19 protein-coding genes are annotated in these 18534 nt (G+C 32.8%); 17 read left to right on the top strand and 2 right to left on the bottom strand.

Annotated features, from left to right (window positions below):
- The first annotated feature begins 3 nt into the window (after positions 1-3).
- The 9 genes from AABL87_RS07765 (at position 4) to purD (ending at position 9555) form a co-directional block, all read left to right on the top strand.
- Entirely contained in the window at positions 4-729 is a 726-nt protein-coding gene (locus AABL87_RS07765) for a glycosyltransferase family 32 protein (RefSeq protein WP_006262442.1), read from the top strand.
- Positions 730-2100, top strand: a complete 1371-nt coding sequence (locus AABL87_RS07760) for an O-antigen ligase family protein (protein WP_071307011.1) — start codon at positions 730-732, stop codon at positions 2098-2100. It begins immediately after the preceding gene.
- On the top strand, positions 2084-2893 hold the full coding sequence (locus AABL87_RS07755) for a glycosyltransferase (RefSeq protein WP_006262440.1): 810 nt from the start codon (positions 2084-2086) through the stop codon (positions 2891-2893). Before AABL87_RS07760 ends, AABL87_RS07755 begins: the two co-directional genes overlap by 17 nt.
- Positions 2883-4103: an O-antigen ligase family protein gene (locus tag AABL87_RS07750; protein WP_006262439.1), complete on the top strand. Its 1221-nt coding sequence runs from the start codon at positions 2883-2885 to the stop codon at positions 4101-4103. Before AABL87_RS07755 ends, AABL87_RS07750 begins: the two co-directional genes overlap by 11 nt.
- Positions 4103-5206, top strand: a complete 1104-nt coding sequence (locus AABL87_RS07745; protein ID WP_071307010.1) for a glycosyltransferase — start codon at positions 4103-4105, stop codon at positions 5204-5206. The genes AABL87_RS07750 and AABL87_RS07745 overlap by 1 nt, the downstream gene beginning before the upstream one ends.
- Positions 5207-5674: 468 nt before the next feature.
- On the top strand, positions 5675-5839 hold the full coding sequence (locus tag AABL87_RS07740; protein ID WP_006262437.1) for a hypothetical protein: 165 nt from the start codon (positions 5675-5677) through the stop codon (positions 5837-5839).
- A 6-nt stretch (positions 5840-5845) separates the two neighbouring features.
- Positions 5846-6829, top strand: a complete 984-nt coding sequence (locus tag AABL87_RS07735) for a UDP-glucuronic acid decarboxylase family protein (protein ID WP_341277145.1) — start codon at positions 5846-5848, stop codon at positions 6827-6829.
- The gene (locus AABL87_RS07730) at positions 6829-8178 is read left to right on the top strand and encodes an exopolysaccharide biosynthesis polyprenyl glycosylphosphotransferase (protein ID WP_006257984.1); all 1350 of its coding nucleotides are present in this window, start codon (positions 6829-6831) and stop codon (positions 8176-8178) included. The genes AABL87_RS07735 and AABL87_RS07730 overlap by 1 nt, the downstream gene beginning before the upstream one ends.
- Positions 8179-8283: 105 nt before the next feature.
- A complete protein-coding gene (gene purD, locus AABL87_RS07725) occupies positions 8284-9555 on the top strand; it encodes a phosphoribosylamine--glycine ligase (RefSeq protein WP_341277144.1) in 1272 nt (423 codons plus the stop codon).
- A gap of 9 nt (positions 9556-9564) precedes the next feature.
- On the opposite strand, the gene AABL87_RS07720 is transcribed toward purD, so the two are convergent.
- On the bottom strand, positions 9565-9795 hold the full coding sequence (locus tag AABL87_RS07720; protein WP_006257986.1) for a DUF6341 family protein: 231 nt from the start codon (positions 9793-9795) through the stop codon (positions 9565-9567).
- 111 nt (positions 9796-9906) lie between these two features.
- On the opposite strand from AABL87_RS07720, the gene AABL87_RS07715 reads away from it, so the two are divergent.
- Positions 9907-10845 carry a DUF6427 family protein gene (locus AABL87_RS07715; protein WP_006257987.1) on the top strand — a complete coding sequence of 313 codons (939 nt, stop codon included), beginning with the start codon at positions 9907-9909 and terminating at the stop codon, positions 10843-10845.
- Here AABL87_RS07715 and upp read toward each other — a convergent pair.
- Entirely contained in the window at positions 10840-11493 is a 654-nt protein-coding gene (gene upp, locus AABL87_RS07710) for a uracil phosphoribosyltransferase (RefSeq protein ID WP_006257988.1), read from the bottom strand. The genes AABL87_RS07715 and upp overlap by 6 nt on opposite strands.
- Before the next feature lie 59 nt (positions 11494-11552).
- Here upp and AABL87_RS07705 point away from each other — a divergent pair, with 59 nt between their 5' ends.
- The 7 genes from AABL87_RS07705 to AABL87_RS07675 all read left to right on the top strand — a co-directional run bounded on the left by AABL87_RS07705 (position 11553) and on the right by AABL87_RS07675 (position 18532).
- Positions 11553-12158 (top strand): DUF4254 domain-containing protein, encoded by a 606-nt coding sequence (locus AABL87_RS07705; RefSeq protein WP_006260432.1) that lies wholly within the window; start codon positions 11553-11555, stop codon positions 12156-12158.
- 75 nt (positions 12159-12233) lie between these two features.
- Entirely contained in the window at positions 12234-13280 is a 1047-nt protein-coding gene (locus AABL87_RS07700) for a glycosyltransferase family 9 protein (protein ID WP_006260431.1), read from the top strand.
- A 29-nt stretch (positions 13281-13309) separates the two neighbouring features.
- Positions 13310-13822, top strand: a complete 513-nt coding sequence (locus AABL87_RS07695) for an adenine phosphoribosyltransferase (RefSeq protein WP_006257991.1) — start codon at positions 13310-13312, stop codon at positions 13820-13822.
- Positions 13823-14508: 686 nt separating this feature from the next.
- Entirely contained in the window at positions 14509-15189 is a 681-nt protein-coding gene (locus AABL87_RS07690; protein ID WP_006257992.1) for an N-acetyltransferase, read from the top strand.
- An 18-nt stretch (positions 15190-15207) separates the two neighbouring features.
- On the top strand, positions 15208-16404 hold the full coding sequence (gene argG, locus AABL87_RS07685) for an argininosuccinate synthase (RefSeq protein WP_341277143.1): 1197 nt from the start codon (positions 15208-15210) through the stop codon (positions 16402-16404).
- 4 nt (positions 16405-16408) lie between these two features.
- Positions 16409-17380, top strand: coding sequence for an N-acetyl-gamma-glutamyl-phosphate reductase (gene argC, locus AABL87_RS07680; protein WP_341277142.1), 972 nt, complete (start codon positions 16409-16411; stop codon positions 17378-17380).
- A gap of 12 nt (positions 17381-17392) precedes the next feature.
- A complete protein-coding gene (locus AABL87_RS07675) occupies positions 17393-18532 on the top strand; it encodes an aspartate aminotransferase family protein (RefSeq protein WP_341277141.1) in 1140 nt (379 codons plus the stop codon).
- The last annotated feature ends 2 nt before the right edge of the window (positions 18533-18534 follow it).

Raw genomic sequence — 18534 nt, 5'->3', positions numbered from 1 at the left:
ATTATGATACCAAAAATTATACATTATTGTTGGTTTGGAAAAGGAGAGTTTCCAGATTTAATAAATAAATGTGTTGAATCTTGGCGAAAATATCTACCAGAATATGAACTAATGTTTTGGACAGAAGATAATTTTGATTTGGATAGATATCCTTTTGCTAGGCAGGCATTAGAATGCAAAAAGTACGCGTTTGTTTCAGATGTATGTAGATTGTATGTTCTAAAGCAATATGGAGGTATTTATCTTGATACAGATGTTGAGATTTTGAAAAACTTAGACTGTTTTTTACATCATGAAGCATTTTCTGGCTTTGAAGATAATAATAGTGTTCCTACAGGAATAATGGCAAGTATTAAAGATGGAAGATGGGTTAGTGATATGTTAGAATATTATGAGAATAGAAGCTTTATAAAATCTGATGGTGAGATGGATATGACTACTAATGTTAATGTAATTACTGATATTATGAAGATTAAGGGGCTTGTTCTGAATAATTCTTTTCAAATAATACCAAATTATATAGCATTTTATCCGAGTGATGTATTTTGTCCTAAGTCCCATTTAGATGGTAAGATTAGAAAGACTGATAATACTGTAGCAATTCATCATTTTGCGGGCTCTTGGCTTTCTAAAACGGAGAGACGTAATAAAAAGATAAAAGTTTTTTTGAGAAATATTATAGGGAATAAGAATTTTGAGAGAATTAAATTATTAAAAAAGAAGGGATAAATGTATTTGTTTATAAAAAAGTGGTATACTTTATTTTTTTTAACAGGTATATTTTTAATACCGTTTAATCAGATTGCAGGACTTTCTATCCTTAGAGAGTATTCACATGAGTCTGCTATTTATTGCTGGTTATTAGGTGGGATATTAGCAATAATAGAGGATGTGTTTTTAAATAAAAGAATTATTTTTCCTTATAAGAGTAAAGTGATTTGGTTGTGGTCTTTGTTTTTTGGCTGGAGTTTATTAACGTATTTTTTTAATTATAGTGAAATACAGGTTAGTTATTTTAAACATAGGAGTGGTAATAATAAATTTATATTTCAGGCAATCTCTATTATTTTAACCTCATATTTTCTAATTTATTACTTCAGTAAGGTTTTAAAAAACTCATCAATTATATGTTTTTTTTATAAAATTAGAAGAATAGTTTTTATGTCTTTTATTATTGTATTTGTATACGGACTTTTAGAATTCTTAGTTAATATGTATAGTATAAGATGGGTCAAAGATTTTATAGAGTGGTTAAATTTTATGCCAATACTAGATAAGAGGGAATTTTATGGTGAAAGGTTGTCTTCAGTAAGCTTTGAGGTTCCAGCTTTAGGCAATTATCTCATATTTGCTTTTGGCTGGATGTTTAGTTATGTGTTTACAGAAAATAATTGGTTTAAAAGAATATTGCCAAGTATTGCTATAGTATTACTCACAATTTTAAGTGGAGCTCGAGCTGCTTTAGTAATAATTTTTATTCAAGTCTTAGTTGGTATATTATTGTATATTAAATATAAAGGGATAAAAGTAAATCTAAAATATTTGTTAGGTATTGTTTTTTCTTTATTGGTAATAGGGAGTTTAAATTTTAATAAAATAGTAGAAATTAGTTCTAAGAAATTAAACTTCTTTAATGTAGAGAGTAATATTTCTAATAAGACGCGATTTGGTATGCAATATGCAACAATACAAGTGTTTAAAGAAAATCCGATTGTAGGTGTTGGTTTAGGACAAAATGGTTTCCATAAAAGGAACCATTATCCTAATTGGGCAATTGAAAATAATAGTGAATTTACTGATTGGTATTTAAATGAAGAAGTGTATAGTTTTGCCCCGGATTTTAATCTCTATTTAAAGGTATTAGCTGAAACAGGAATTATTGGATTTGTTTTATTTTGTAGTTTCTTATTTCTTTTGATAAGAAAAGTATTTGTTGTTGCGACTGGTTCAAGTTTTGATATAACTGTTATAAGTGTTGTGTTATTTATAAGTATAATAGGGTACTTAATTAATTGGTTCCAATTAGATTATTTTAGACAGTTAGGTTTTTGGTTATGTGTAGTTATGTTAATTAGGATAGAAAATGGAGAAAGTGTTTAATAAGAATAGATTAGCATTATTAATCCCTTTTTATAATGATTTTGAAGGGTTGCTGAAGTCTTTAAATTCAATAAAGGATAAACTTGTTGTGGATGTAGTAATTGTAGATGATGGTAGTAAAGAAGTTTTAAAACGGAGTCATCTAGAAGGAATAACTTTTGAAGGGAATGTTAATATAATTACGATGATAGAAAATGTTGGTATTGAGAATGCGTTAAATGCTGGATTAGAGTATATAAAAGATAATGATTACGAATATGTTGGTAGGTTGGATAGTGGAGACACTTGTTTAGAGGATAGATTCTTTAAACAGGTGACATATTTAGATCAGAATCCGGACTTATTGTTGTTAGGATCTTGGGCGAATTATATAGATGAGAAAAGTAATAAGTTTTTATATATATTACAGCATCCTTGTTCTAATGATCAAATAGTAAAAAAGATGCGCTATAATAGTTGTTTTGTCCACCCTTCAGTTGTTTTTAGATTAGAAGTTGTAAAAGATGTTGGTTATTATCCTATTGATTGTAAATACGCTGAAGACTACGGTTATTTTTATAATATAATGAATTTTGGAAGGGTAGAGAATTATCCTGAACCTCTAATTAATTACTATGTAAATGAGAAGTCAATAAGTACTTTGAGAAGAAAAGAACAGATAAGGAGTCGGATAAAGGTGATTAAAAAAAACGTACCTTTTTCTCTTGTGAAAATACTTAGTCTTGGAAGAAACTACTTACTATTATATACTTCAAGGAATCTAATATTAAAAATCAAACAGTATGTTAAGTAAAATACGAAGTTATTTATACCCACTCAGTGTTTCTTTATTTTTATTCTTCCTTTTCTTTGATTTTAGAATAGTGAACATAGCTTTAGTATTACTATTAATTACTTCTTTTTTGAATGTAAAAGAGGGGTGGAATGACTTTAAGAATTATTACCAAGAAAATAAGAGCATTGTATTTATTCTTTTTACTATTGTAATGTATCAATTGATAAGAGCCTTTATAGGCGATGATTTAGGAGATAAAAGGATAGGTTTTTTAGGTTTACTATTAGTTTCTTTTTTTGGGTTGTTTAATATAAAAGATATTAAAAAGCTCTTTTCTGCGATTATACTAATCTTATTCTTTTTAGTTGTAGGAGGTGGATTTAATATATATAAATATTTTATTAGCAGTGACGAATTCAATATGAGTACAGGAGGACATATTGATCCTATGCTTATTGTTGCTAGACCTTATTTAGGGTTTATACTGAATATAGGTATAATTCTTTCTTTTTTTATGTTCTCAAAGATTAAGAGTAAAGTTAGGTACATATATTTAGGGGCAGCATTGCTTTTTGTATGCTATATGATGTTTATAGCTATCCGTATTCAATTAGTTTCATTAGTATGTATAGGAGTAATCTATTATATTTTCTATAATAAGATGAAGGTGTTGTATAAGTTAGGATTACTGATATTGTTACTATCTTTTAGTATTGGGATAGTATCAGTTAGTCCAACTCTTAAAAATCGCTTTGAAGTAGATACTTTAATTGGGACAAATGTGATTGATAAGTTAGCAGAAAAAGAACCTAGAATAGTAATATGGAGATGTGCTAGTTCTATAGCAAAAGGAGAAGATTTTAGTCCTATAGTAGGAGTGGGTAATATTGGTATTATAGATAATAAATTAGCTCAATGCTATGATGACTCTACACGTGATAATAAAATGAGACAATATTTTCTTGATGCATTATTTAATACTCATAACCAATTTATCGAATATTATTTATTATCAGGTGCTATAGGTGTATTGTTGTTGTTTAGTTTATTTTTTAGAACGGCAGTAATAGTTAGAAAAAACTTTTTTTCAATAGGATTATTGGTTTGTCTATTTAATTTTTGTTTTGTTGAAAACTTATTAGATAGACAATTAGGAGCTTATTTGTTTGGGTTTACTTTGTTTTTGATAGTTAGTATAAAGTTTTTTGATAATAAAAAAGAGGCTTAATGAAGAAAGCATTGGTAGTAGATTGGTATGATAAATATGGTGGGGCGGAACGTGTAGTAGCTATTTTGAATAAAGAATATAGTTTTGATGAAACATATACAATGGTAAATGTTATGTCTGAGAATGATTTGAATAAAATTTACACTCTGCAGAATAGAAAAATTATTACGTCATCATTACAGATATTTGGTAAGTTTTTTAGAGTGTTATTTCCATTGTTTCCTTTTTTTATTAGAAAATTGAAAGTTGACTCAGATATAGAGGTGATTATCTCATCTTCTCACTGTGTAGCTAAAGGAATTAGGAAAAGTAGAAAAGAGCAAGTACATTTTAGTTATTTTCAAGCAAGGAACTTTAAGTATATTTGGGAAGAAGCAGCATTGTATTTTGGTGTATTTACACCACTTTTCACACCACTTTTTAGATTTCTTCAGAAACAAGATTATAAGCAAGCACAGTTACCAGATTATATTATAGTAAACTCTAAGTTTGTTCAACAATGGGTGAAGAAGAACTATAATAGAGATTCAATAGTTATATATCCACCAGTTAATACAGAAAAGTTTAATTTATGTATTGATAAAGAAGACTATTATGTAACTGTAGGTAGACTTGTAGAGTATAAAAGATTTGATGTTATAGTTAAAGCTTTTAAAGATAATGGCAAAAGATTAGTTATTATTGGTGATGGAAGTATGAAGAAAAAACTAGAAACTATTGCCATAGACAGTCAGAATATTGAATTTAAAGGTTTTTTAGAGTCAGAAGATGTTTATAAATATATTAGTAGGGCAAAAGGGTTTATTCATGCTGGAGTTGAAGATTTTGGGATTGCACCATTAGAAGCTCAAGCATGTGGAACACCTGTTATTGCATATGGTCAGGGAGGTGTACTTGAGACTGTGATTGATGGCGTTACTGGTGTTTTATTTGAAGAGCAGACAGAAGTGTCATTGAATAAAGCTATTCAATTTTTTGAAAGAATAGAGTTTGACTTGAATTTAGTAAGACAAAATGCTATGAGATTTTCAGAAAATAATTTTGTAAAAAATATAGATAGTTATATTATGGAAAAGCTATCATATATTGTTTTAAATAAATGATGGTGTTATAGTTGCTGTAACAGTATGTTTGTAATTTTTTAGTTTATTTAAATTAACTATTAATGAGATTTCGTTATAATATTCAAGGGCTTAGAACTGTTGCTGTTCTATTAGTTTTTATATTTCATCTCTCTCCTTCCTTTCTGTAAGGAGGGTTTGTTGGTGTTAATATATCTTTCGCTATATCTGTTTTTTGGTTAGTAGTATTATTCTAGATAAGAAAAGTCGAATAGCTTTTGATTTCTCATAGTTTTATTTAAAATAGATTAAAAGAGAATAGTTCCTGTTTTTGTTGTATTATTAGTTTTAATAGGTGTTCTTGGAGATTATCCAATGTTAAAAACTAATCTTGTCCTAAGATATAGAAAATATATTTGAAAAGATGTCAGTAGTAATGATAGCTTAGAGGTTAATCCATTATCATCTTATGTAAAAGAACTAATAAGTAAGTCAAATAAAGTGGTGTATATGAATCTAAATTGTAATAGAGTTATCAATCAATTGCCATTTATTAATGACACTTTAGGATATTATGATGATTCACATTTTAATGAGTATGGTAGCAGAAAGCTTACTAATTATTTAGATAAGGATTTAGTTCTTTTTTTTAGGAAAGAGGGAATCATAAAATAAATTGAGATGAAAAAAATATTAATAACAGGAGCAGCAGGTTTTTTAGGCTCGCATTTATGTGATCGTTTTATAGCTGAAGGTTTTCACGTAATAGGAATGGATAATCTAATCACAGGTGATTTAAAGAATATCCAACACCTATTTCAATTAGAGAACTTTGAGTTTTATCATCATGATGTAACGAAGTTTGTGCATATACCTGGAGAATTAGATTATATACTTCATTTCGCATCACCAGCGAGTCCGATAGATTATTTAAAGATACCTATTCAGACGCTAAAAGTAGGTTCATTAGGAACGCATAATCTACTTGGCTTAGCTCGTGTAAAAGGAGCACGTATTTTGATAGCATCTACATCAGAGATATATGGAGATCCATTAGTACATCCACAGACAGAAGAATATTACGGAAATGTAAATACGATAGGACCAAGAGGGGTATATGATGAAGCTAAACGATTCCAAGAATCTATTACTATGGCATATCATACATTTCATAATGTAGAAACAAGGATAGTACGTATTTTCAACACTTATGGCCCTCGTATGAGACTTAATGATGGACGTGTTATACCTGCATTTATTGGGCAAGCATTAAGAGGAGAAGATTTAACTGTCTTTGGTGATGGTAGTCAGACTAGATCTTTCTGTTATGTAGATGATCAAGTTGAAGGTATCTATAGATTACTGTTATCAGACTATCACCTACCAGTTAATATTGGAAATCCAGATGAGATTACAATATTAGACTTTGCTAAAGAGATTATTGCCCTTACTCAGTCAGAACAAAAGATTATTTATAAGGATTTACCAATAAATGACCCTTTACAACGTTGTCCTAGTATTGAGAAGGCTAAGAAAATATTAGGTTGGGAACCAAAAGTCGGTAGAAGTGAGGGTATGAACTTGACGTATGAGTACTTTAAAGCTTATTCAAGTGAGGATTTATTAAGAGAAGAACATAAAGATTTTTCAAAGTATATATATTAGTGAGTAAAAATTCAGGTAGATATTCGTATTTAATTAGACCATTGACTATAGCTATTGATTTGTTTGTAATCAATACAATGGCAGCTTTATACTTCTCTAGTTTAAAAGGAGTATATCTATTTCATTTAGTCATTACTATTGGTTGGATTATTGCAGCATGGATGAGCGACTTCTATGGAGTCTTCCGCCATACACGAGTAGTTAAGATTGGAGAGAAAATAGTAAAGCAGTTTGTTCTGATCTTAGTATTGATTACCTCTTTTAACGGGATTGCAGCTAGGTTTGCAGAACCTTTAGATATATTCCTATACTGTGTATATGCTTTTGGGATTATTACAGGAGTGAAGTTTTTTATCTTTTTCTCTTTAAAGTATTTTCGAAAAGTACTAGGGGGGAACTCTAGAAATATCATTTTAATAGGAAAGAGTAAGGAAATATCTTTATTAAATAAACTGTTTATAAAGAGAGGAGATCTTGGATATAGAATAGTTGCTACTTATGATGATGTATTATGTTTAGAAAAAGTAGATGAGATAGAACAACTTATCTTGGAGAATAAGGTAGATGAGATTTATATACAGTTTTCAATAATCCAAGGGGAGGATTATCATAGATTGTTAGAGTTGGCAGATAATAATTTAGTAACATTAAAGTATGTACCTACCCAAAAACAGATTATTACACATAATCTGAAGGTAGACTATTATGACTTGATAGCTATTGTCCCTAGACGTGTTATTCCTTTGGATAAGCCCTATAATAAGTTATTAAAAAGGTTATTTGATATTGTATTCTCTTCTTTAGTGATTGTATTTGTGTTGTCTTGGTTATTTCCTTTACTCGCTATTTTGATTAAAAGAGAATCTAAAGGACCTGTATTCTTTAAACAAAAAAGAACTGGAGTCAATGATGAAGAGTTTGTATGTTATAAGTTCAGGTCTATGGCTGTTAATGATGATTGTGATCAGAAGCAAGCGACTAAGAATGATATGCGTGTAACTAAGATAGGAGCTTTTATTCGTAAAACTAGCTTAGATGAATTCCCTCAGTTTATCAATGTCTTTTTAGGAGATATGTCTATCGTAGGGCCTAGACCTCATATGGTGGTTCATACGAAGTTATATTCAAAGAGAGTAAACAAGTTTATGCTACGTCACCTTATCAAGCCTGGAATTACAGGGATGGCACAGACACATGGATATAGAGGAGAAATAGAAACAGATAGAGATATTATTAATCGATTCAAGTATGATTTGTTTTATTTAGAGAACTGGTCTATACTCTTAGATTTAAAGATTGTGTATCTTACTGTTTACAATGTTTTTAAAGGAGAAAAAAAAGCATATTAATAGGAAAGCATCTAAACTAAATTAGATGCTTTTTTCTTTAGAGTAACTTTCGTTATTGTGTTATTTATATTTATTTTTGGTGTTTAATAACAAACAACACAATTAATGAAAATTTTACTATTAGGTTCAGGAGGACGTGAGCACGCACTTGCTTGGAAAATGCTTCAAAGTTCTAAATGTGAAGAGTTATTCGTAGCACCAGGAAATGCTGGTACAGCGAAAATTGCTAAGAATATAGCGGTCAATCCAAATGATTTTGAAGCAGTAAAGAAGACTGTTCTAGAGCATAAGATTGATATGGTGGTAGTAGGACCTGAAGATCCTCTTGTAAAAGGAATTGTAGATTTCTTTAAAGGAGATGATCTAGTAAATCATATTCCTGTAATAGGACCTTCTATGAAAGGAGCACAATTAGAAGGAAGTAAAGACTTCGCTAAAGAGTTTTTATTTAAACATAATATACCGACAGCTGGTTATGCTACTTTCACAAAAGATACAGTAGAAGAAGGGAAGAAGTTCTTAGAGACAGTAAAAGCTCCTTATGTATTGAAAGCAGATGGATTAGCAGCAGGTAAAGGAGTAGTTATTTTAGAAGACATCAGTGAAGCTAAGGCGGAGTTAGAGAATATGTTAGTAGATGCTAAGTTTGGTGATGCTAGTTCTAAAGTAGTTATTGAAGAATTCTTGTCTGGTATAGAATTGAGTTGTTTTGTATTAACGGATGGTAAATCATATAAGTTATTACCAACTGCAAAAGACTACAAGAGAATAGGAGAAGGAGATAAAGGGTTAAATACAGGAGGTATGGGAGCAGTTTCTCCAGTTCCTTTTGCTACTGATGACTTTTTAAAGAAAGTAGAAGAGAGAGTAGTTATTCCTACTGTAAGAGGATTGCAAGAAGACAACTTAGACTTTAAAGGTTTCGTATTCATTGGATTGATTAAGGTTGGAGATGATCCATTCGTGATCGAGTATAATGTACGTATGGGAGATCCTGAGACAGAAGTGGTGATGCCTAGAGTGAAGACTGATTTAGTAGATCTTTTTGAAGCAGTGGCTAACGAAACACTTGATACAGTAGAGATAGAGTTAGATGAGCGCACAGCTACTACAGTAATGTTAGTATCGGGTGGTTATCCTGAAGAGTATGAGAAAGGAAAAGTAATTACAGGTATAGATGACGTAACAGACTCTATTGTATTCCATGCTGGAACAGCACTAAAAGATGGAGAAGTAGTGACTAATGGTGGTCGTGTATTAGCTGTTACATCTTATGGAAACAGTTACGATGAAGCATTAAAAAAATCTTATCAAAACATAGCTAAGCTAAATTTCGATAAGATTTATTACCGTTCAGATATAGGTTTCGATTTGTAAAAATCGAAACTATTTTAAAAATGAGTGGGCTGTAGTATCTTGGTCATCTTCATTATTTGCTTTGAAGATTTTTAGTTGTTTTAACCAAAAAGCAAAATAGTAGCAAGTAATAAGGATAAACGCCCAAGTAATAATATTTGCAGTCCACCAATTTGTTAATTCTAATTTTGCAAAAAGATCCATTGGAATAAATAGAACTTTTTCAAAAAGGAATCCTAATCCAAGAAAAAATGAAGTCATTGTACTTTATTTTAAATTAAATAAAATTATTTTATTAATCCGTTACTAAACTTATTCAACCGATAAAATGGAAGTATAGGCTTAATATGTACAAAAATATAAAATATATAAATGTTAGCAAGTATTTTTAGTAAAACAAAACCAATTAATTACATTATACTGACCATCTTAATTCTATTAATCAGTGTTTTGTACTTATTTATAGACCAAGATCAGTTGGTTTGGACTACTTATGAGTTTGGTAAAAGAACTGTTTTACTAGCTTTGCTAATGGTGATGATGTATTTATCACAGTTTATTGCTACTCGTAATCGATTAGTAAGGGACAATGCTTATGTACCTCTTTTATTCGTCTCTTTTTTAATGCTATTCCCTACTGTTTTAGTACATAGTAAGGTTATTATAGCCAACTACTTTATCATGTTGGCTCTGAGAAGAATATTCTCATTGCATTCATTGAAGCAGTCTAAGGAGAAGATGTTTGATACCTCTTTATGGATTTTTGTAGCAGGGTTATTTCACTTTTGGAGTGTATTATTTTTACTTCTATTGTTCTTTGCGATAACTTATTTTGGAGCAAAAGATTATAGAAACTGGTTTATCCCAATTATTGCTTTTTTCTGTGTTTCTATATTTTTAGAATTGTACTTAGTGATTACAGACGGTAGTTATTATGACTGGTTCTGGGAGAAGTGTAGAGTGAGCTTTGACTTTATGTATTTTGAAAACGTATATCAGAATATTGCTTTGGCAGTCTATGTACCTATTGCTTTACTATTCTTTGTTAGCCAAGCAGCGAGTATTTCTTCGAAGCCTTTTAATATGCAAAGCACCTATAAGAAAATACTGTTATCTTTCCTTATAGGCGTTGCTATTTATGTGATTTCTGCTGATAAAAACAACGGAACTTTAATATTTACTTTCTTCCCATTAGCTGTATTAGGAGCTAATTATATAGAAGATATTCCACAGAAGTGGAGAAGAGAAGCCATAGTATACAGTGTATTTGGACTAGGAGTATTCTTCTACTTCATGCAGTTAGTATTATAGTTTGTGTCCGTATGCTAGATCTCCAGCATCACCTAGTCCTGGTACGATATAATTGTGATCATCTAATTTCTCATCTAGAGTAGCTACCCATAGATTTACATTATCAGGAAGGTTTTCTTCTAAGTATTGTACTCCTTCAGGAGCAGCGATAACTACAGCTATATGTAGTTCTTTTGGCTTTTCTTCAGCCATTAGCTTATTGATTACAGCTACTAGAGATTGTCCTGTAGCTAACATAGGGTCAATAAGGATCAATATTTTGTCTTGGAATGAAGGTGCCGCTTGATACTCAACTAAGATCTCACTAGCCTCACCGTGTTTTCCATGACGGCGATAAGCAGATACGAATCCATTCTCAGCATTGTCAAAGAAGTTCATAAACCCTGTGTGTAGAGCTAATCCAGCACGTAGGATAGAACATAATACTACATTGTCTTCAATGCACGTTGTGTGTTTTACTCCTAGAGGAGTTTGTACAGCAATATCTTTATAAGGTAACTTCTTGCTTAACTCATAAGACATAATCTCTCCGATTCGCTCGATATTTTTTCTAAATCGCATGCTATCTTTTTGGATATTAACGTCTCTAAGTTGTGCTAGAAAGTGGTTCAGGATACTGTTTTCTGCTGAAATATAATGAATTTTCATCTCGGTATAATTAGTACGATAAAGGTATAAAAACTATATTTGTAAATAAAATAATTAGTATGTTTTCAGAATTAGCATTTCCAATATTCGAAGAGAGTATTCGTGACTATCATAAATTTGATAATGTTGACCAGCCAATCAACAACCCATATCCAAAAGATGATATCAAACATTTATTGTATTTAAAGAACTGGATTGACACTGTTCAATGGCATTTCGAAGATATTATCCGCGATCCACAGATCGATCCTGTAGCTGCATTAACTTTGAAAAGAAGAATTGATGCTTCGAATCAAGAGCGTACAGATATGGTAGAATATATTGATAGCTATTTCTTACAAAAACACAAAGATGTTCAAGTAAAAGCAACTGCTAAGATTAACTCTGAGAGTCCAGCTTGGGCTATTGACAGACTATCTATCTTAGCTCTTAAGATTTATCACATGAATGAAGAAGCTACTAGACCTGAAGCTACTCAAGATCACAGAGATAAATGTCAAGCTAAATTGGATGTACTTTTAGAACAAAAGAAAGACTTAACTACTGCTATCGATGATTTATTAAATGATATCGCTAATGGAGATAAGTATATGAAAGTATACAAGCAAATGAAAATGTACAATGATGAGGAATTAAACCCTGTATTGTACCAAAACAAGAAATAATCATATCTTTGATAAAAAAATATAGAAAGCGTGAGTATTCACGCTTTTCTTGTTCATAACCTAATTTAACTAGTTGTGGCACAGTTGAAACATATATTGGTATTTAGATTGTCTGCTATGGGGGATGTCGCTATGACAGTGCCTGTAGTGCGTGCTTTAGTAGCACAGCATCCAGATGTACGAGTGACTGTAGTATCTCGTCCTTTTTTCAAACCTTTTTTTAAAGATATAGACAGGGTTGATTTCTTTGCAGTTGACGTAAAGAAACGACACAAAGGATTCTTAGGTTTGATTAGATTATTTAGTGACTTAAAGAAGCTTAAGATTGATTATTTTGCTGATTTTCACAATGTACTACGAGCGCAGATTATCAGAACCTTATTTAGTTTAAGTGGTACTAAAGTAGCCGCATTAGACAAAGGAAGAGAAGGAAAGAAAGAACTTACTCGAGCAGAGAACAAAGTCTTTAAACAGTTGCCCACGATGTTTTCTAATCATCAGAATACATTAGCTAAACTTGGTTTTAAAGTGGATTTAACTAATCCTCAGTTCCCTGCTGTACCAGAGTTAGCCCCAGAGTTATTACAATATGTAAAGGAGAAAGATACCGTATGGATAGGAATTGCTCCTTTCGCACAGTATGATACGAAAGTGTATCCTCTTAACTTGATGCAACAAGTAGTAGACTCCTTAGCAGAACGTGAGAAGTCTATCATATTCTTATTTGGAGGAGGAGAAAAAGAAATAGCTTTATTGAACCAGCTAAAGCGCGATAACTATAATGTAATCGTGATGGCAGGTAAGGTGAAGTTTGATATAGAGATTAATCTTATACAGCATTTAGATGTAATGCTATCAATGGATTCAGGAAATGCACATATAGCAGCTATGCTTGGCAAGAAAGTTGTGACTCTGTGGGGAGCGACACATCCTTATGCGGGGTTTGCACCATTTAATCAACCAGCAGACTATTGTATCACTGCAGATAGATCAAAGTATCCATTATTACCTACGTCTGTGTATGGAAATAAGATTGTAGAAGGATATGAGAATGCGATGCATACAATAGATCCACAAGTAGTGTGTGACAAGGTTATAGAAGTAATAAAATCAGATAAATAATTGTATTTTTACAGTATAAAATATTGACTATGAACATAGCAGATTATATTAGAGATATTCAAGATTTTCCGAAGGAAGGTATTGGTTTTAAAGATATCACTCCATTATTAAATGACCATGCAGCTATGGTAGAAGCTACTAATCAGCTATTAGCATTAGTAGGTGATAAGAAGATTGATAGAGTAGTAGGGATGGAGAGTAGAGGTTACTTTTTTGCCACTTTGTTAGCAGAGAAGCTTGGAGCAGGATTTATTCCTGTGCGTAAACCAGGTAAACTTCCTTTTGACACGATATCTGAAGCGTATGGATTAGAGTACGGAACAGATATCCTAGAGATACATACTGATTCGATTAAGCCAGGAGAGAAAGTATTAATCCATGATGATGTATTAGCTACTGGAGGTACAGCAGAGGCTGTATGTAAGCTTGTAGAGCGTTTAGGAGGAGAGATAGTACAAGTAAACTTCTTAATGGAACTATCATTCTTACACGGAAGAGATAAGTTATCTAACTATGACGTGAAGAGCTTAATTAGCTACTAATATAGTAAAAAACATACTTATAGCTCTATTCAGTGTCTTATTATAAGAGACATTGAATAGGGCTTTTTTTATTGTGTTATTGGAGAATAATTCCTCTTTTTTATTCCATTTTATCACCGTTATTATAGGCTAATTTAGTGGAATATTAGGGGTGAAAACGATATCTTTATAGCGTTTAGTTAGAGAATAAAATACCCTTTTTAAAGATGGTTTTTATCTTATTTTAAATATAGGAATAGTGCAGAAATGACGTTCAAAATGAAATATTAGACAATTTGGACTAAAAATATTTTGAATCAATTACGATCAAACTCTTAGTATGTAAGGTGTTGAGCGATGTTTTATTTTTTTAATAAAAACCTTGCATAATCCAATTTTAATTAGAAAACTTTGTTCATGCTTATTTAAGCAGATATAAAACTTATGAAGAGAACCGATTTAAATATTACTTTTATCTCTAACAACATTGCTTTAGCAACTGTTGCGGTTTTCTCATTGTCTACATCGCGGTCATCTCGCGCCCGGGCTTAATCTTTTTTAGCCTTTTTTTAGTATAATGCCTTTTTTGGCATTATATCTGTACATATATCATTGATTTTTTAATGCTTTTCAGACAGTCTGAGGATTATTGTACCTATTCGGTATCAATATCTTGGCTCGTTTGATTCTTAATCACTTGTTTTGAAATGAATTCAAATCAGTTTATCGTTATTCCTGCGAATGAAACACACGTAGGATATGCGGAACAAATTTGTGAAGAAATGGCTCAGTCAGCTCTTGCTAGAGGGACTGGTATTGCTAGAAGAAAACCAGAGTACGTTGCCAATAAAATGGTTGAAGGTAAGGCTGTTATCGCCCTACATGTTGATGGTACTTGGGCTGGTTTTTGTTACATAGAGACTTGGAGTCACGGTGATTATGTAGCCAATTCTGGACTGATTGTGAACCCTGTTTTTAGAAAAGAGGGACTGGCAAAAGCTATTAAAAAATGTGTTTTTGAATTATCTAGAAAGAAATATCCAAAGGCTAAAATATTCGGTCTAACTACAGGGTTTGCTGTTATGAAGATCAACTCAGATTTAGGCTATGAGCCTGTACCTTACTCAGAACTTACTCAGGATGAGATGTTCTGGAAAGGGTGTGAGAGTTGTGTAAACTTCCAAATCTTACAGAGTAAAGAGAAGAAAAACTGTCTTTGTACAGCCATGCTTTGGAACCCAGAAGATAAAGAAAAAGAGCTTCGGAATAAAATAGACCAAAAGACCAAAGCAAAAGAGAGACTTAAAAATATGCAGAAAAAGTACTCATTGCTGAAACGATTGCAAATGCAATTGAAGAAAACAGTCAAAAAAACACATCTATTTTAATTTTAAAACACATCAATCATGAATAATAAGAAAGTTGTATTAGCATTTAGCGGAGGATTAGACACGAGCTTCTGTGTAATTTATTTAAAAGAAGAATTAGGGTATGAAGTACACTCTGTAGTGGTAAACACAGGTGGATTTGATGCAGCAGAAGTGAAGGCTATCGAAGAGAAAGCGTATGCTTTAGGAGTTGCTTCTCACACGACTATCGATGAGACAGAGGACTACTATAACGACAGTGTGAAGTACTTGATCTTTGGTAACGTATTGAAGAATGCTACTTACCCATTATCAGTAAGTGCTGAACGTGTATGTCAGGCTACAGCTATTGCTAATTACGCTAAGAAGATTGGTGCCGAAGCGGTAGCTCACGGTAGTACAGGGGCAGGGAATGACCAAGTGCGTTTTGATATGATCTTTAATATATTGGTGCCTAGTGTACAGATTATTACGCCGATTAGAGATCTAAAATTAAGCAGAGAAGAAGAGATCGAGTTCTTACAAAAACACGGTGTCGAAATCAATGCAGAGAAAGCAAAATATTCAATTAATAAAGGTTTATGGGGAACTTCAGTAGGTGGAAAAGAAACCCTAACCTCTAATCTATATTTACCAGAAGAGGCATGGCCTACACCAGTGACTAAAGCAACTCCTGAAACAGTGGAGATTACTTTTGATAAGGGTGAGCCAGTAGCTTTAAATGGTAAGAAACTAAAACCTACTGAGGTTATCCAACAGTTACAAGACTTAGCTCAACCATTCGGTATCGGTAGAGATATCCATGTAGGAGACACGATTATTGGGATCAAAGGGAGAGTTGGTTTTGAAGCAGCAGGGCCTATTATTTTAGTGAAAGCGCACCACACTTTAGAGAAACATACGTTGACGAAGTGGCAACTAAGTTGGAAGGAGCAGTTGGCGTCATTCTATGGTAACTACCTACACGAAGGACAATTCCACGATCCAGTAATGAGAGATATGGAAGCATTCTTGAGCAGTACACAGCAGACCGTAAGTGGTAAGGTAATCGTAGAGTTACACCCACACCGTTTTGTGGTGATAGGTATAGAGTCAGAGCATGACCTAATGTCTAATAAGTTTGGTAGCTATGGAGAGATGAACAATGCATGGACAGGCGAAGATGTAAAAGGGTTCTCTAAGATCTTTGGTAACCAAGTCATGATTTGGCACAAAGTTAATAACCAAGACCAATAGAACTATGCAGACAATAAAAGCAGGAATAGTAGGAGGTGCTGGCTATACGGGAGGAGAGTTGTTGAGACTTCTCTTACCTCATCCCGCAGTAGAGATCACCTTTGTACACTCTAACAGTAGCGCTGGTAAGCCAGTATATGAGATTCACAGTGACCTATTCGGAGATACAGACTTACATTTTACGAATGTGTTGATGGAGGATATTGATGTATTGTTTTTGTGTATGGGGCATGGAGATTCTAAAGTGTTCTTAGCAGAGAATGACATTGACAAGGAGATTAAGATTATAGACCTCAGCCAAGACTTTAGATTAAAAGATACAGCAGGAGAGTTCGTTTATGGCTTGCCAGAGTTGAATAAAGAGAAGATAAAGAAAGCGAATTATATAGCTAATCCAGGTTGTTTTGCTACAGCATTACAGTTAGCCTTGTTGCCTTTAGCACATGCAGTTAAGATGCCTGAGTCTGTTTATATCAATGCTTTGACAGGGTCTACAGGAGCTGGACAGAGCTTATCTACTACATCTCACTTTAGTTGGAGAGCGAATAATATATCCGTATATAAAGCCTTCACTCACCAACACCTTAGCGAGATAGGAGAAAGCCTTGTACAACTACAATCTGACTATGTACAGAACATTAAGTTTATCCCAGAGAGAGGAGACTTTGCGAGAGGGATTTTTGCAAGTGTGATGTTCGAATCGACTTTGACAGAAGATGAGCTTTACACGATGTACAGTACGTATTATGCATCGCATCCATTTACACACGTAAGTAAAAAGGGCATCGACCTAAAGCAAGTGGTAAATACGAACAAATGCTTGGTGTCTATCGTAAAGAATGGAAATGATGTATTAGTGACTAGTGCGATAGATAACTTACTGAAAGGAGCAAGCGGACAAGCTGTTCAAAACATGAACTTGCTATTCGGATTAGACGAAAAAACAGGTTTACAACTAAAAGCTTCGGCTTTCTAACAACGATTAATTATGATGAAATTATATGATGTATACCCACTTAACCCTATCGAGATTGTAAAAGGATTAGGGAGTAGAGTATATGACAGCAAGGGTCAAGAGTATTTAGACTTATATGGAGGGCACGCTGTGATCTCTATCGGACATACTCATCCACACTATGTAGCGAGATTAACGGACCAATTAAACAAAATCGGATTTTATTCTAATTCTATAGAAATCCCTCTTCAGCAGCAATTAGCTGCATTATTAGGGGAAGTAGCTGGGTTGGACAATTATCAATTGTTTTTGTGTAATTCAGGAGCAGAAGCAAATGAAAATGCTTTAAAATTAGCTTCTTTTTATAATGGTAAAAAGAAAGTTATCGCTTTTGATAAAGCTTTTCACGGGAGAACTTCTCTTGCTGTTTCTGCTACTGATAACCCAAAGATAGTTGCCCCAGTCAATCAGACAGATAATATTATGTTTTTGCCTTTTAACGATGAGCAAGCTCTTGAAGAAGCTTTTGCATCTTATGGAGACGAAGTTACAGCAGTTATTATCGAAGGAATACAAGGTGTAGGTGGGATTAAGGTAGCTACAGATAGCTTCTTAGCGAAAATCAGAAGCCTTACTACACAGTACGATGCAGTATTCATCGCAGACGAAGTACAGTGTGGATATGGACGTACAGGTTCTTTCTACGCAGTGAATGACGGTGGAGTGAGTGCTGATATCTATACGATGGCAAAAGGGATGGGGAATGGATTCCCTATCGGAGCGATAGCGATAGGAGAGCAATTTAAGCCTTGGCACGGACAGTTAGGGACTACTTTTGGAGGAAACCATTTAGCTTGTGCTGCAGCATTATCTGTATTAGAAGTAATGAAGCAAGACAACCTAATGGCAAATACTGCACAGGTTGGAAATTACTTAATCAATGAATTAAAGAAATTAGACAAGATACAGGAAGTAAGAGGAAAAGGATTGATGATCGGAATAGACCTTGCTCCTGAGTTAAAAGATGTTCGTAAAGAACTATTAGTGAAAGACCACATCTTCACGGGTAATGCAAGCCCTAATGTAATTCGGTTGTTACCAGCATTAAATCTGACTCAAGCTGATGCAGATTTATTCTTGGATAAATTCAACAACAGATTACAACAATTCTAAAA

The sequence above is a fragment of the Myroides sp. C4067 genome, from assembly GCF_038039665.1.
GTDB classification, from domain to species: Bacteria; Bacteroidota; Bacteroidia; order Flavobacteriales; family Flavobacteriaceae; genus Flavobacterium; species Flavobacterium odoratimimum.
Note: the sequence above shows the minus strand (reverse complement) of the source record. Positions and strands in the feature narration are given on the sequence as shown.